The 13,753-nt window shown below is 68.5% G+C and carries 11 protein-coding genes; 3 read left to right on the plus strand and 8 right to left on the minus strand.

Features of this window, described 5'->3' with window-relative positions; genetic code table 11:
* Positions 1–13: 13 nt before the first annotated feature.
* The 7 genes from folP to dacB form a co-directional block, all read right to left on the minus strand.
* Positions 14–931, minus strand: coding sequence for a dihydropteroate synthase (gene folP / locus ABIB51_RS03155; RefSeq protein WP_354185372.1), 918 nt, complete (start codon positions 929–931; stop codon positions 14–16).
* 9 nt (positions 932–940) lie between these two features.
* Positions 941–1,594: a GTP cyclohydrolase I FolE gene (gene folE / locus ABIB51_RS03160; protein WP_354185374.1), complete on the minus strand. Its 654-nt coding sequence runs from the start codon at positions 1,592–1,594 to the stop codon at positions 941–943.
* Positions 1,595–1,603: 9 nt separating this feature from the next.
* Entirely contained in the window at positions 1,604–3,673 is a 2,070-nt protein-coding gene (gene ftsH, locus ABIB51_RS03165; RefSeq protein WP_354185376.1) for an ATP-dependent zinc metalloprotease FtsH, read from the minus strand.
* Positions 3,674–3,866: 193 nt separating this feature from the next.
* Positions 3,867–4,418 carry a hypoxanthine phosphoribosyltransferase gene (gene hpt / locus ABIB51_RS03170; RefSeq protein ID WP_069950289.1) on the minus strand — a complete coding sequence of 184 codons (552 nt, stop codon included), beginning with the start codon at positions 4,416–4,418 and terminating at the stop codon, positions 3,867–3,869.
* 29 nt (positions 4,419–4,447) lie between these two features.
* Entirely contained in the window at positions 4,448–5,485 is a 1,038-nt protein-coding gene (gene tilS, locus ABIB51_RS03175) for a tRNA lysidine(34) synthetase TilS (protein ID WP_354185378.1), read from the minus strand.
* Positions 5,486–5,583: 98 nt separating this feature from the next.
* Positions 5,584–6,702, minus strand: a complete 1,119-nt coding sequence (locus ABIB51_RS03180; protein ID WP_354185380.1) for an Rv3626c family coenzyme F420 biosynthesis-associated protein — start codon at positions 6,700–6,702, stop codon at positions 5,584–5,586.
* Between the two features lie 140 nt (positions 6,703–6,842).
* On the minus strand, positions 6,843–8,336 hold the full coding sequence (gene dacB / locus ABIB51_RS03185) for a D-alanyl-D-alanine carboxypeptidase/D-alanyl-D-alanine endopeptidase (protein WP_354185382.1): 1,494 nt from the start codon (positions 8,334–8,336) through the stop codon (positions 6,843–6,845).
* 141 nt (positions 8,337–8,477) lie between these two features.
* Here dacB and ABIB51_RS03190 point away from each other — a divergent pair, with 141 nt between their 5' ends.
* The 3 genes from ABIB51_RS03190 to ABIB51_RS03200 all read left to right on the plus strand — a co-directional run bounded on the left by ABIB51_RS03190 (position 8,478) and on the right by ABIB51_RS03200 (position 11,203).
* Positions 8,478–8,969, plus strand: a complete 492-nt coding sequence (locus ABIB51_RS03190; RefSeq protein ID WP_354185384.1) for an inorganic diphosphatase — start codon at positions 8,478–8,480, stop codon at positions 8,967–8,969.
* 151 nt (positions 8,970–9,120) lie between these two features.
* Complete coding sequence (locus ABIB51_RS03195; RefSeq protein WP_354185386.1) at positions 9,121–10,446, plus strand: carboxylesterase family protein; 1,326 nt, start codon at positions 9,121–9,123, stop codon at positions 10,444–10,446.
* A 4-nt stretch (positions 10,447–10,450) separates the two neighbouring features.
* The gene (locus ABIB51_RS03200; RefSeq protein ID WP_354185388.1) at positions 10,451–11,203 is read left to right on the plus strand and encodes a DUF429 domain-containing protein; all 753 of its coding nucleotides are present in this window, start codon (positions 10,451–10,453) and stop codon (positions 11,201–11,203) included.
* Here the strand turns inward: ABIB51_RS03200 and ABIB51_RS03205 are convergent.
* Positions 11,200–13,611 carry a phosphoketolase family protein gene (locus ABIB51_RS03205; protein ID WP_354185580.1) on the minus strand — a complete coding sequence of 804 codons (2,412 nt, stop codon included), beginning with the start codon at positions 13,609–13,611 and terminating at the stop codon, positions 11,200–11,202. The two genes, ABIB51_RS03200 and ABIB51_RS03205, sit on opposite strands and share 4 nt — an antisense overlap.
* Positions 13,612–13,753 lie beyond the last annotated feature (142 nt).

Below are 13,753 nucleotides of genomic sequence, written 5' to 3' on the forward strand. Positions count from 1 at the left end.
TTCGGTTTCCGGTTCAGTTGTTGCCGGTTGGGGCCATGCGGGCGGCGACCTTGACGGCGTCGAGGCTGGCGTCGACGTCGTGCACGCGGACAGCCCAGGCACCGCGGAAAGCGCCGATGGAGGTCACGGCGGCGGTGGCGGCGTCGCGCTCGGCCGGCGGCGCGGACTTGCCGGCCACGGTCAGGAGGCTGCCGAGGAAACGTTTGCGGGAAGCCGCGACGAGGACCTTGTGGCCCAGGGCCTGCAGGACGTCCAGGTGCCGGAGCAGTTCCCAGTTCTGCTCCTCGTTCTTGGCGAAGCCCAGGCCCGGATCCAGGATGATCTGTTCCGGGGCGACCCCGGCCGCGTAGAGCTTGTCGCGGAGGCCGGTGAGCTCCGCGGCCACGTCTTCTGCCACGTTGCCGTAGTCGGTCAGGGAGTCCATAGTGCTGGCGTCGCCGCGGCGGTGGGTGAGGACGTAGGGCACCTTGCTGCGGGCGACGAGTTCCGCCATTTCCGGTTCCATGCTAAGCCCGGAGACGTCGTTGATGATCGTGGCGCCGGCGTCCAGCGCCGCTGCAGCGGTGTCGGCATGCGTCGTGTCGATGCTGACGAGCGCGCCGGCCTTGACCAGCGCCGCGATCACGGGCAGCACCCGTTTCAGTTCCTCTTCGACGCTGACTTCGACCGCGCCGGGGCGGGTGGATTCGCCGCCGACGTCGATGATGTCCGCGCCGGCGTAGAACATCCTGAGCCCGGCGGCGATGGCGGTGTCGGCGGTTGCGTGCTGGCCGCCGTCGCTGAAGGAGTCCGGGGTGACGTTCAGGATCCCCATCACCAGCGTCCGGTCCGAGGGGAGGTCTTGGAAGTTCGCCGCCCGGCGCGGTTTGCGCAGCACGGGCAGGGGCGAGGTTGCGGGGCCGGTTCCCGGGGCTGCGGCTAGGGAGTCCATAGTCTGTTCTTACCTTCCGAGGATGAGGCTCATGGCTTCGGCACGGGTGGCCGGGTCATGCAATTGCCCGCGTACCGCGCTGGTGACGGTTTTGGCGCCGGGCTTGCGGATGCCGCGCATGGACATGCAGAGGTGTTCGCATTCGACGACGACGATCGCGCCGCGCGGTTTGAGGTGGGTTACGAGGGCCTCGACGATCTGGGTGGTCAGCCGTTCCTGGACCTGCGGGCGCTTGGCGAACATGTCCACGAGCCGGGCCAGTTTGCTCAGGCCCGTGACCTTGCCGTCGTGCGACGGGATGTAGCCGACGTGCGCCACCCCGTGGAACGGCACCAGGTGGTGCTCGCAGGTCGAGTAGAAGGGGATGTCCTTGACCAGGACCAGTTCCTCATGGTCCAGGTCGAAGGTGGTCGCCAGGATCTCAGCCGGGTCGTGGTGCAGCCCGGCGAACATCTCGGTGTAGGCCTTGGCCACCCGCTTGGGGGTGTCCAGGAGGCCGCCGCGGTCCGGGTCCTCCCCGATGGCCAGCAGGATCTCACGGACCGCCGCCTCGATCCGGGGGCGGTCCACCTTGGGGCCGTGGTGTTTGGCGGGTTCCCCCGCCGCCGCGGGATCGGCGGTGGCGGAAGCGTCGTCGGCGTCGTCGTTGAAGAAAGAAGTCACAGAAGAAGCCTAGCCGGGACGGCCATCAGTCCCGATACCCGTCGAACCGCCGCCCTGAAACGGCTCCTGTCCGGCGACACCCTGGGCGTGCGGTGGCATGGCGTCCAGCGGTTCCTCGAGCCGGGCTTCCGTGGCTTCTTCCTGGGCTTCGCGTTCGGCCTTCTCCCGGCGGGATTCCACCGGGCCGGCCGACTGGATGGGGCGGGTCTCCTTGGACAGCCAGACGTCACGGAAATCGCGCTTCCGGATGTTGGTGAAGATCTGCGCAATCTCGGCCTGGTTCAGGGTTTCACGTTCCAGCAGCTCCAGGGCCAGTTCGTCCAGGACGTCCCGGTTCTCGATCAGGATGGCGTAGGCCTCGTCGTGCGCCCCGTCGATCAGGCGGCGGACTTCCTCATCGACGATGTAGGCGATCTGGTCCGAGTAGTTGCGCTCGTGGCCGGCGTCGCGGCCCAGGAAGGGCTCGCCGCCGCCCTGGCCGAGGCGCACTGCGCCGACGCGCTCGCTCATGCCGAACTCGGTGACCATCTTCCGGGCGATGCCGGTGGCCTTCTCGATGTCGTTGGACGCGCCCGTGGACGGATCGTGGAACACGAGTTCCTCAGCCACACGGCCGCCCATGGCGTACGCCATCTGGTCGAGGAGTTCGTTGCGGGTGATGGAATACTTGTCATTCTCCGGAACCACCATCGTGTAGCCCAGGGCGCGGCCGCGGGGCAGGATGGTGATCTTGGTGACCGGTGCCGAATTCCGCAGGGCCGCGGCCACCAGGGCGTGGCCGCCCTCATGGTAGGCGGTGATCTTGCGCTCGTGTTCTTTCATGACGCGGCTGCGCTTCTGCGGGCCGGCCATGACGCGGTCGATTGCCTCGTCGAGGGCGCGGTCATCGATCAGGTTGGCGTTGGAGCGGGCGGTCAGCAGGGCAGCCTCGTTGAGCACGTTGGCCAGGTCCGCGCCGGTGTAGCCGGGGGTCTTCTTGCCGACGGCCTTCAGGTCGACGCCGGGAGCCATCGGCTTGCCCTTGGCGTGGACTTTGAGGATCTGTTCACGCCCGATCAGGTCCGGGGCCTCGACGGAAATCTGGCGGTCGAAGCGGCCCGGACGGAGCAGGGCCGGGTCGAGTACGTCCGGACGGTTTGTGGCAGCGATCAGGATGACGTTGGTCTTGACGTCGAAGCCGTCCATTTCAACCAGGAGCTGGTTGAGGGTCTGCTCGCGTTCGTCGTTGCCGCCGCCGATGCCGGCACCGCGGTGGCGGCCGACGGCGTCGATCTCATCCACGAAGATGATGGCCGGCGCGTTGGCCTTCGCCTGTTCGAACAGGTCGCGGACGCGGGAGGCGCCCACGCCGACGAACATTTCCACGAAGTCGGAGCCCGAGATGGAGAAGAACGGCACGCCGGCCTCGCCGGCGACGGCGCGGGCCAGCAGGGTCTTGCCGGTACCGGGCGGGCCGTACAGCAGCACGCCCTTGGGGATCTTGGCGCCGACGGCCTGGAACTTGGCTGGTTCCTGCAGGAATTCCTTGATTTCTTCGAGTTCTTCAACGGCTTCATCGGCGCCGGCAACGTCACTGAAGGTGACCTGCGGCATGTCCTTGTTGACCAGCTTGGCCTTGGACTTGCCGAACTGCATGACCTTGGACCCGCCGCCCTGCATGCGGGAGAGCAGGAACCAGAAGAGGACGCCGAGCAGGAGCACGGGGATCAGGAGGGAGAACAGCCCGGAGAACCAGTTGTTTTCAAGCGGCTGGTCGGTGTAGCCGCTCGGCGGCTCGGAATCGGTGACCGCCCTGACGACGTCGGCGGCGCGGGCGTTGACGTAGTAGAACTGTACGTTCTTGCCCTTGTCCTGGCCGTCGGCCTGGTAGTTGTCCTTCAGGACCAGGTCCACGCGGTTTTCCGCGTCGAAGATCTTGGCCTGCTCGATCTTGCCGCCCTCTGTCAGCAGCGCGAGGCCCTTGTCCGTGTCGATCCTGGCGGATCCGCCAGGTGCAAGGGTGGCAAAGGCCAACAGGAGCATGCCGATTACAACGACAATCCAGATGCCCGGGCCCTTGAAGAAACTCTTAGCTTTCATCTGATCGGGGGCTGGCCCCGTCCCTCCTGGTAGTGCTGCACGGCGACCGATCTGCGCGCGTGTGGTGCTGCATCAGCTACTAGCTATACACCGTCCCAGTAACTCACGCACGGTAGAGGCCAAAAGTTCCCTGTGGGCGTAGCGGGGCAGGGGCAGGCCCAGGAGGTTCTAGCGTCGCGCCGGTTGGGGCTTCCTACTCGTAGACGTGCGGCGCGAGGGTGCCGACGAAGTCCAGGTTGCGGTACTTCTCGGCGTAGTCGAGGCCGTAGCCGACGACGAACTCGTTGGGGATGTCGTAGCCGACGTATTTAACGTCGATCTGGACCTTGGCCGCCGTGGGCTTGCGGAACGCGGTGCAGATTTCCACCGAGGCCGTGCCGCGCGATTCCAGGTTGGTCTTGAGCCAGGAAAGGGTCAGGCCGGAGTCGATGATGTCCTCGACAATCAGGACGTCCTTGCCCATCAGGTCGGTGTCGAGGTCCTTGAGGATGCGGACAACGCCGGAGGACTGGGTCCCCGAACCGTAGGAGGAGACAGCCATCCAGTCCATCGAGACGTGGCTGTGCAGTGCACGCGCCAGGTCCGCCATGACCATGACGGCGCCCTTGAGCACGCCGACGATCAACAGATCCCGGCCTTCGTAGTCCTTGTCGATCTGGGCAGCGAGTTCGGTGATCCGTGACTGGATCTGCTCCTTGGAGTACAGAACATGCTTGAGGTCTGCCTGGACGTCGTTTGAATCCACCAATAACTCCTGTGTAGATGCGGGGGCGACTATATTTGGGGCGGTTTTTGAGGCCGGAATACAAGCTTCCCACAGCGGGCGCCTTCCCGGGGAACACCGGAGGCGGCGGACTGGTCTTCGGCGAGCAGCTGGGCGAGGGACAAACGGTAGACGCTGACGCCGCCGGGCAGCTCCACCGGTCCCGCCGATCCCTGCCGGCGCAGCAGTGCTTCCGCGGCCAGCAGTCGCTGATAGCTGGGTTGTTGACCGCCGACGGCGGCGGCGGCCTTGGCGATGACCCGAAACCTCACAGCCGGCGGGAGTTCGCGCAGCGCAGTCTCCGGGAGGCTGATTCCGGTTCCGGATGGCTCCTGCAACCGCACGAAGGTGCCGTTTGCCACGTCTTCAAGGTAGTCGGCGTCGAGCTGGAGGATGGCCGCTGTCCTGGCCAGGGACTCCGCGACGCCGGGGCCAAGCTTTTCCTCGAGCAGGGGCAACACCTCAACACGGGTCCGGGACCGGGCGAACGAGGGGTCGGCGTTGCTCGGATCGTGCCAGGGCTCCAGGGCCTCGACCGCGCAGATCTCCAGGGTGTCGGCCCGGCGGAGGCCCAGGAAGGGCCGCAGCAGCCGTCCGCGGACGGGCCGCATCCCGGCCAGGGACCGTGTGCCGGAGCCGCGGGCGAGTCCCAGCAGGACCTGTTCGGCCTGGTCGTCCAAGGTGTGGCCGAGCAGGATCACGGCGGCACCGGCCTGCTCGGCGACCTCTTCGAGCGCAGTGTGGCGGGCCTCCCGGGCGGCCGCTTCCGGGCCCATGCCCGTCGCGGCGACGTCGACGGTCCGGATGTGGACCGGCGAGAGTCCCAGCCCGCGCAGCACCTCGGCGGTGGTGGCGGCCACCCCGGCGGAGCCTGGCTGCAGCTGGTGGTCGACCACCACCGCACCGACGGATACGGGGTGTCCGTCGATGTGCCCCCGCCGGGCGAAATACGCGGCGACGGCGGCGAGGGCCAGCGAGTCCGGCCCCCCGCTGCAGGCAACCAGGACACGGTCCGGATAGCCGGCACCGGCCAACGCGTCCTGCAGCATTTTCCGCGCGGTGCCGACGACGGGCGACAGCCGTCCGGGCCGGCGTCGACCCCCGGACGTGGCAGGTTCAGCGGGGGGATGGCTGGCGGGCACGGTTATTAGAGCCCCATCCGTTCGAGCCAGAGCTTGGAATCGTGGATTTCGGCCTCGGTCGGCAGGTGTTCGGCGGATTCCCAGACCCTGTTGAAGCCTTCCATCCCGGCCACGGTGACCACCTCGCGGACAAACTTCGCGCCGTCGCTGTACTGGCGCATCTTGGCGTCGAGGCCCAGCAGGTTGCGGAGGAACTTTTCGATCACACCGCGGTCCTTGTCCCGGGAGTTGAAGCGCTGCCGGATGGTCGTCACGGAGGGCACGATGCTGGCGTCGACGGCGTCCATCACCACGTTGGCGTGGCCCTCGAGCAGGCTCATCAGCGCCGTCAGCCGGGAAAGTGCAGCCTTTTCCTCCGGGTTCTGCAGCAGGTCCAGGATGGCTCCGCGGCTGGGTGCGGTGCCGCCCGCGGTCCGGTCCTTCAGCGATTTCGCTGCCGCCGAGGCACGCTCCATCAGGGAGTCGACGTTGCCGAGCAGCTGGCCGCTGAGGTTTTCGATCTCGTCCAACATGTGGTGGCGCAGCCAGGGCGCCGCAGCGAACTGCACGCGGTGGGTCTGCTCGTGCAGGCAGACCCACAGCCGGAAGTCGCCGGGCTCGACATTGAGTTCGCGTTCCACCGCGATGATGTTCGGCGCCACGAGCAGCAGGCGTCCGGCGGCGGGAGCGGACGAGTTCTGGGCCAGGGCAGAGAACGGGTCGTACTGGCCGAGGACCTTGCTGGAGAGGAACGCCAGGATGGCGCCGAGCTGGCTGCCGGTGATGGCGCCGCTGACGCTGGCGGCACCGGGGTTGAGGGTGCCGCGGCGGCCTTCGAGCATTTTTTCCATCGCGGGTTTGAGCATCACCGCGAAGCTCTGGGTGTTGGCCCTGGCCCAGGAGGCCCGGTCCACCACGAGGACCGAGGAATCCCGCAGGTCCCGGGCGGCCTCGAGGCCGGTGATGTCGTGGACGTAGGGCACCGACCGGTCCGCCATGAGGCGCAGGTTCTCCACCGCGGCGGCAATTTCGGCCGGTTCCAGTATGGGACCGGGGGGTGTCAGCCTGGCGGCGGTGGACGCCGCAAGGTCCCAGTTGATCAGAGCTTGGACTTGGGCAGACGTCTCGCGTGCAGAGGACTCCATAAGGTCCATCACACCACAAGGGCCCGGATGTCCGCCTTAAATTCGTCGAGAGGCGAACGGGCGGGCCGCCGGGCGGAGAACCCGGCCGCAAAGGGAGCCGGGCGCAAAGGGAGCCGGGCGCATCCGAAGCCGGGGTGCCGTCAGCGGCAGCCGCAGCCTGCGAGGACGGAGGCCGTACGGTCCAGCGCGGTCTTGTTGGCGGCGCCCGGGGTCAGTCCGTTGCCGATGAACGAAAACACGAGCAGCCGGCCGTCGGCATCCACCACATAGCCGCTGAGGGCGATCACCGTGTTCAGCGTTCCCGTCTTGGCACGGACCAGCCCCGCTCCCCGGGCCGTGGACTCATCCGTGTAGCGGTCCCCGAGTGTGCCGGTGAGCCCGGCGACGGGGAATCCGGCCAGGGCTGCGCGTAGCCGGGTGTCCGGTCCGGACGTGATGGCGCGGACCACCTCGGAGAGCTGCCGGGCCGAAACCTCGTTGGCGAGGGCCAGGCCGGAGACGTCGGCGGCGCGGAGCGTGGCGGTGTCGACGTCCAGCTCGTCCAGCTTTTGCAGCACGGCCGCGACGGCGCCGTCGTTGCTTGCCGGCTTGTCGACGGCGAGGGCGGTCATCCTGCCCATCACCTCGGTGAGGTAGTTATCCGAGGTGCGTAAGAGCAGATCCACCTGCTGGCCCACCGTGGCCGATTGGACCTCGGCGAGGACCCGGGCGTCCTGCGCCGTGGCGTCCGCTCCCCCGGGAACCCGGGCTACGCCGGGCGCCACGGTAAGTCCGGCCGGCGCTCCGGCCGCGGACAGCTGGGCCGCGAACGCCTCGGCAGCGCTCATGGCGGCGTCCTGGGGGCGGGGTCCGGTGGTCTTGGCGGGGTTGAACCGGGCAGAGTTCAGCGCCAGCGGGAACAGCGGGGCCATCTCGCCGGCCGCAACATCTTCCAGGCTCCAGGCCGGGTTGAGGGCGGGGCCGGTGAAGAGGGAATCGTCCAGCAGTATGGTCAGCGGGCCGGCAGCACCGTCCTGCTGGAGTGCCCGGACCGTCTGTTGCGCCAGGGTCGCGAGTCCGGCACGGCCCAGGACGGCATCCGGGGCGGATTCACCCTCGGCCAGGAGCACGTCTCCCCCGCCGGCCAGGACCACAGTGCCGGGGGCGGCGCCTGCCAGGACCCGGGTGCTGAAGCGCCGGTCCGGGCCGAGTGTGCGCAATGCCGCGCCGGCCGTCAGGAGCTTCATGTTAGAAGCCGGAACCCTGGCCTCATCCCCGGAACGGTCGAACAGCAGCTCCCCGGTGGCGGCGTCCTGCACCACTCCGGTGAAGGACCCCGCACCGTCGGTTTTCAGGGTGGCGTTGAGCTGGGCAGCCAGGGTGCCGGGATCAGGGATAGGGGCGGCACCGCTGAGCTGCTCGACCCCGGCGCCGCTGCCGTTCCCGGCGGCCAGGGTGGTGGGGAGCTGCTGCCACGGCGGTGTGGCCGCAGCGGTGCCGCCCTGCCCGTTCCCGCCGGTGAAAGCGGGTGTGATGGCGACGACCGCGGGAACGGCGAGCGCCAGCACCAGGAGGGTCAGGAGCAGCATGGGAATGATCCCCCGTAGCGGGCCGGGCACCTTGCCCGTGCCTGCGGCGATGGTTGTGCGTTTCATGCTGCTGTTGGTCCTTCGGTCCTGAAATGTCCCCAATAGTTCCTGAAACCAGGGCCTCTCGCTATATCCTCAATAGTAGTCGGCGGCACCGCAGTGATCTTTGTGTGCCGCGCACCCCCTGAATTCGTCGAGGAGCATTCCATGAAGCATGACGTGACCATCGAGATCCCCAAGGGATCGCGCGTCAAGTACGAAATCGACCATGAGACCGGTCGCGTCCGCCTGGACCGCGTCCTGTTCACCTCCATGCAGTACCCCACCCACTACGGGTTCTTCGAGAACACCCTGGGTGAAGACGGCGACCCGCTGGACGCACTGGTGCTCCTGCAGGACTTCGATCTGCACCCCGGCGTAATCGTTGAGGCCCGCCCCATCGGCGTCTTCAACATGACCGACGACGGCGGCGGGGACGCCAAGGTCCTGTGTGTTCCGGCCGATGCCCGCTTCGATCACATCAATGAGATCAGCGATGTCAGCGAATTCCTGATCAAGGAAATCGAGCACTTCTTCACCCGGTACAAGGACCTTGAGCCGGGCAAGTGGGTCAAGGCCGAAGGCTGGGGCGACCGCGCCGCCGCCGAAGCCGAACTCGAGGCATCCATCAAGCGCTACGTGCCCTCAGCAGGACACTGATCCCCACCCACGCATCACGGGGAGGTAAGTACGACGGCGGGTGCCGGGTTCGGAAGAACCCCGCACCCGCCGTCGGCGTTTTACGAGTCGGCGTTTTGCCAGTGGTGCGTTTGTCAGTGGGGCGTCAGGAATCTGTGAAATCGTTGGGCGTATGAACGCCGAGCCTGCTTTTACCCCGCCCTGTGGTCCGATCACCGGATGGCGGGACGGTGACGTCGTGCGCGCCACGGGGGTCCCCTACGCCACCGCGGGCCGGTTCCAGCCTCCGGTGCGGGCGGCGGACTGGGCCACGGAGTTCGCCGCTACCGAGCTCGCCCCGGCCTGCCCGCAGGGACCGGTACCGTTCCTGGATGACATCCTGGGCACCCGCTTCGGCGAGCTTCCGGGCAGCGAGGACTGCCAGCGCCTCTCGATCACCCTGCCGGCGGACCTCAACGACGGCGAGCGGCTGCCGGTCATGGTGTGGCTGCACGGCGGGTCGTACACCTCCGGGTCCGGGGACCTGGCCATCTTCGACCCGAAGGCCCTGGTGGCCGAGACCCGCGTCATCGTCGTTTCCGTGACCTACCGCCTGGGCCTGTTCGGATACCTGGCCACCGGCACGGGCCGGCCCGCCAACCTGGGCCTCCTGGACCAGCTGGAGGCGTTCCGCTGGGTGCAGCGCAATATCGGCGCCTTCGGCGGCGACCCGGGGCGCGTCACCGCCTTCGGCCAGTCCGCGGGAGGAGACGCCGTCGCCCACCTCATGGCAACGGAGGAGGCCCCGTCGCTTTTCCAGCGCGCCATCATCCAAAGCGCACCCCTGGGCATTGCCCGCGGCCGGGAGAAGATGAACATTGCCATGGGCATCGCGGCGGAAGCCGTCACCGAAGACACCCCGGCCCTGGACGTAGTGGCCGTTGAAGAGCGCGTTTCACAGGTGGCCCGGAAATTCGGGCTGCTGGCCGCCATGCCTTTCGGCACGCAGTACGGGCATGCGCCGCTGCCGCCGGAATCCGGCATCGAGGCGGCGTGGAACACCGCGGCCCCGGGGATCGAGATCCTGATCGGGCACACCTCCGAGGAGGCCCGCCTGTTCCTGCCGCGCAGCCCCCTGATGAGCCGGCTCGCCAGGGTCCCGGTCCTTGGCACCGCAGTCGTCAAGGCCATCAGCTGGGCCGTGACGGAAGCGGTTTATGGCAGATCCGCCAGGCGCTTCGCCAAGCGGCACTCCCAAGCGGGAGGCACGGCGTACAGCTACGTGCTGCACTGGGGTGCGCCGGGCAACTTCTATGGGGCCGCGCACACTATTGACCTGCCGCTGCTGTTCGGAGACAAGCGGACGTGGGCCGCTGCCGGGCTTCTTACCGGCGCCAGCTGGGACGACATCAATGCCCAGGGCCGGGCCCTCCGCGCAGTCTGGGCGCGCTTCGCCTACGGGGACGGCCTGGGCAGCCGGGGCGAGATCCCCGGCGCGTTCCGGTACCGCTCCGTCTGAGACGGTGAGGACCCTCGGCGTCGACCTTGCCGCCGCGACCCGCAAAACGGCGGTCGCGGTCCTGGCGTGGGCCGGCGGGCAGGCCCGGCTGGAACACCTGGCCCTGGACGTGGGCGACCCGGAAATTGTGGACCTGTTTGGCGCCAGCGGCATGACCGGGATCGACTGCCCCGTCGGCTGGCCCGACGCATTCCTTCCCTTTATCGCCGGGCACCTGAACTTCGAGGCCCATCCGGTGCTGGACCATGACGGGATCGAGGGCCGCCGGCTGCTGGCCTACCGGGACACGGACAGGTTCGTCACCGGTCAAACCGGGCTGATCCCGCTCAGCGTCTCCGCGGACCGGCTGGCCCACCCGGCGATGCGGTGCGCGGTCATCCAGGCAAAGATCGCCCGGGAGCACGGGCCGCAGGCCAGGGACGGCAGCGGCCGGCTTGCCGAGGTGTACCCGGCGGCTTCGCTGAAATCGTGGGGCCTGGCGGCCCGCGGTTACAAGGGGCGGGCCGCCCCGGAATCGGAGCGGCTGGCGATGGTCCTGGACGCGCTGGCCGCGGCCGCGCCGTGGCTGGACCTGGCCGGACAGGAGGACCGGCTGGCCGCCTCCGATGACATGTTCGACGCGCTGATCGCCTCCCTGACCGCGCGGGCCGTCGCCCTGGGCCGGACGCTGCGCCCCGACGCCGGACATGCCGCGGCTGCCCTGACCGAGGGCTGGATCCACCTGCCCCGGGGCGGCCTGGAGGAGCTACCCGGCTAGCCGCGGCGTCGCGGCTGCCCGAGCCGCAGCGACCAGTCCCTGATCTCCGCCGGATCCTCACCGTGCTCCCGGGTGTGGTCCCGGGCCCGCATGCGGCTGTCCTGCAGAGACTGGCGCAGCAGCGAATGCTTTTCCGACAGCCCGGGAACCCGGTCGATCGCGTCGATGGCCAGCTGGAAGCGGTCGATCCCGTTGAGCATGGCCATGTCGAACGGCGTGGTGGTGGTGCCTTCCTCCTTGTAACCGCGCACGTGCAGCCCCTCCTGGTTGGTCCTGCGGTAGGTGAGCCGGTGGATCAGGGCCGGATAGCCGTGGTAAGCGAAAATGACGGGTTTGTCCGCCGTAAAGATGCCGTCGAAGTCCCGTGAACTCAGCCCGTGCGGGTGTTCGCTGGCATCCAGCAGCCGCATCAGGTCCACGACGTTGACCACTCGGACCTTCAGCCCGGGGGCGCCCTGCTTCAGCAGTTCTGCCGCGGCGACAGTTTCGATGGTGGGTACGTCGCCGGCGCAAGCGAGGACGACGTCGGGCTCCTCGCCGGGCACCTCGGAGCCGGCGAACTGCCAGATGCCGAGGCCGCGGCGGCAATGGTGCGAGGCCTCCGCCGGTCCCAGCCAGGTCGGCGAGGGCTGCTTGCCGCTGACCACGACGTTGACCAGGTCGCGTGAGGCGAGGCAGTGCTCCATAACGGCCAGCAGCGTGTTGGCGTCCGGCGGCAGGTAGACCCGGATGACTTCGGCCTTCTTGTTCACCGCGTGGTCGATGAAGCCGGGGTCCTGGTGTGAGAAGCCGTTGTGGTCCTGCTGCCAGACATGCGAGGACAACAGATAGTTCAGCGAGGCCACCGGCTGGCGCCAGGGCAGCTGGCGGTGCACCTTGAGCCATTTGGCGTGCTGGTTGAACATCGAATCCACGATGTGGATGAAGGCCTCGTAGCAGTTGAAGACGCCGTGCCGTCCGGTCAGCAGGTAGCCCTCCAGCCAGCCCTGGCACAGGTGCTCGCTCAGCACTTCCATGACCCTGCCGGCCCGGGCGAGGTGCTCGTCCAGACCGTCGATCCGGTACTGCCAGACCTTGTCCGTCACCTCATAGACGTTTTGCAGCCGGTTGGAGGCGGTCTCGTCCGGGCCGAAGAGCCGGAACGTCTCGGGGTTCAGGGCGATCACGTCGCGCAGCCAGGAGCCGAGCGTGATCATGGGGCTGATCCGTTCGACGCCGGGGGCAGTGACATCGACGGCGTGCCCGGCGTACCCGGGCAGCTTGAGGGGGCGGAGCAGCAGCCCGCCGTTGGCATGCGGGGTGGCGCTCATCCGCAGCTGCCCGGCCGGTGCGTTGGCCGCGATGCCGGGCAGCAGCCGGCCCCGCCCGTCGAAAAGCTCGTCGGGACGGTAGGACTGGAGCCACCGCTCAAGCTGGGCCAAGTGGTCCGGATTCGTGCGGACCTCGCTCAGCGGTACCTGGTGGCTGCGCCAGGTGCCTTCGACCTGCAGCCCGTCCACTTTTTTCGGCCCGGTCCAGCCCTTGGGGGAACGCAGCACGATCATGGGCCATCGCGGGGCGTCGTCGCCGGCGGCCCCGCCGGCTGCCGCGCCGGCTGCCGCGCCCCGGCGCACCGCCTGGATCGACCCGATTTCGGCGAGGCACGCGTCCAGGGCTGCGGCGAAGGACCGGTGCGCGGCAGCCGTGTCGTCCGGATCAGCCACCGTGACAAAGTGCGGCTCGTGCCCGTAGCCGCGCAGGAGTTGCTCAAGCTGGGCCTCGGGCATCCGGGCCAGGATGGTGGGATTGGCGATCTTGTAGCCGTTGAGGTGCAGGATGGGCAGCACAGCGCCGTCCGCCGCCGGGTCCAGGAAATTGTGCGAATGCCAGCTCGCGGCCAGCGGGCCCGTTTCAGCCTCACCGTCCCCGATCACGACGGCGGCGACCAGCCCGGGGTTGTCGAACACTGCCCCGTAGGCGTGGGCCAGCGAATAGCCGAGCTCCCCGCCCTCGCTGATGGACCCCGGGGTTTCCGGCGCGGCGTGGCTGGGGATCCCGCCGGGGTAGGAGAACTGCCGGAACAGCTCCGCCATGCCCTGCCCGTCCTCGCCGACGTGGGCGTAGATCTCGGAGTACGTGCCCTCCAGCCAGGCGTTCGCCACCACTGCCGGGCCGCCGTGGCCGGGCCCGGCGATGAACAGCATTTCCTGCCGGTCCCGGCGGATGACCCGGTTCAGGTGGGCGTAGACGAAGTTGAGTCCGGGGGTGGTGCCCCAGTGGCCCAGCAGCCGGGACTTGGTGTCCGCGGCGCTGAGGGGTTCGCGCAGCAGGGGGTTTGAACGGAGGTAGATCTGCCCCACGGAGAGGTAGTTGGCGGCCCGCCACCACCGGTCCACCAGCTCCAGCGCGGCATCGTCAAGGGCGTCCATGCTCCCGCCGCCGGTCACGTCGCTTGTCACTGCAGTCCTCGCTTCACTCGGGCCCCGGCGGTGCCGTATCCTCCATCGCAACACGTCCCCGGGCAGGACACAAGCCCGGCGCCGGGCGGTCCCGGCCCGCTGTTGCCGTCCG

Source organism: Arthrobacter sp. UYCu712, assembly GCF_040547005.1.
Classification (GTDB): domain Bacteria; phylum Actinomycetota; class Actinomycetes; order Actinomycetales; family Micrococcaceae; genus Arthrobacter.

What these genes read in the sequence shown, in the direction of transcription:
- folP (WP_354185372.1), bottom strand. Translation starts at nt 931, where the DNA reads ATGGACTCCCTAGCCGCAGCCCCGGGAACCGGCCCCGCAACCTCGCCC.
- ftsH (WP_354185376.1), bottom strand. Translation starts at nt 3,673, where the DNA reads ATGAAAGCTAAGAGTTTCTTCAAGGGCCCGGGCATCTGGATTGTCGTT.
- tilS (WP_354185378.1), bottom strand. Translation starts at nt 5,485, where the DNA reads ATGCTGCAGGACGCGTTGGCCGGTGCCGGCTATCCGGACCGTGTCCTG.
- ABIB51_RS03180 (WP_354185380.1), bottom strand. Translation starts at nt 6,702, where the DNA reads ATGGAGTCCTCTGCACGCGAGACGTCTGCCCAAGTCCAAGCTCTGATC.
- dacB (WP_354185382.1), bottom strand. Translation starts at nt 8,336, where the DNA reads ATGAAACGCACAACCATCGCCGCAGGCACGGGCAAGGTGCCCGGCCCG.
- ABIB51_RS03190 (WP_354185384.1), top strand. Translation starts at nt 8,478, where the DNA reads ATGAAGCATGACGTGACCATCGAGATCCCCAAGGGATCGCGCGTCAAG.
- ABIB51_RS03195 (WP_354185386.1), top strand. Translation starts at nt 9,121, where the DNA reads ATGAACGCCGAGCCTGCTTTTACCCCGCCCTGTGGTCCGATCACCGGA.
- ABIB51_RS03205 (WP_354185580.1), bottom strand. Translation starts at nt 13,611, where the DNA reads ATGGACGCCCTTGACGATGCCGCGCTGGAGCTGGTGGACCGGTGGTGG.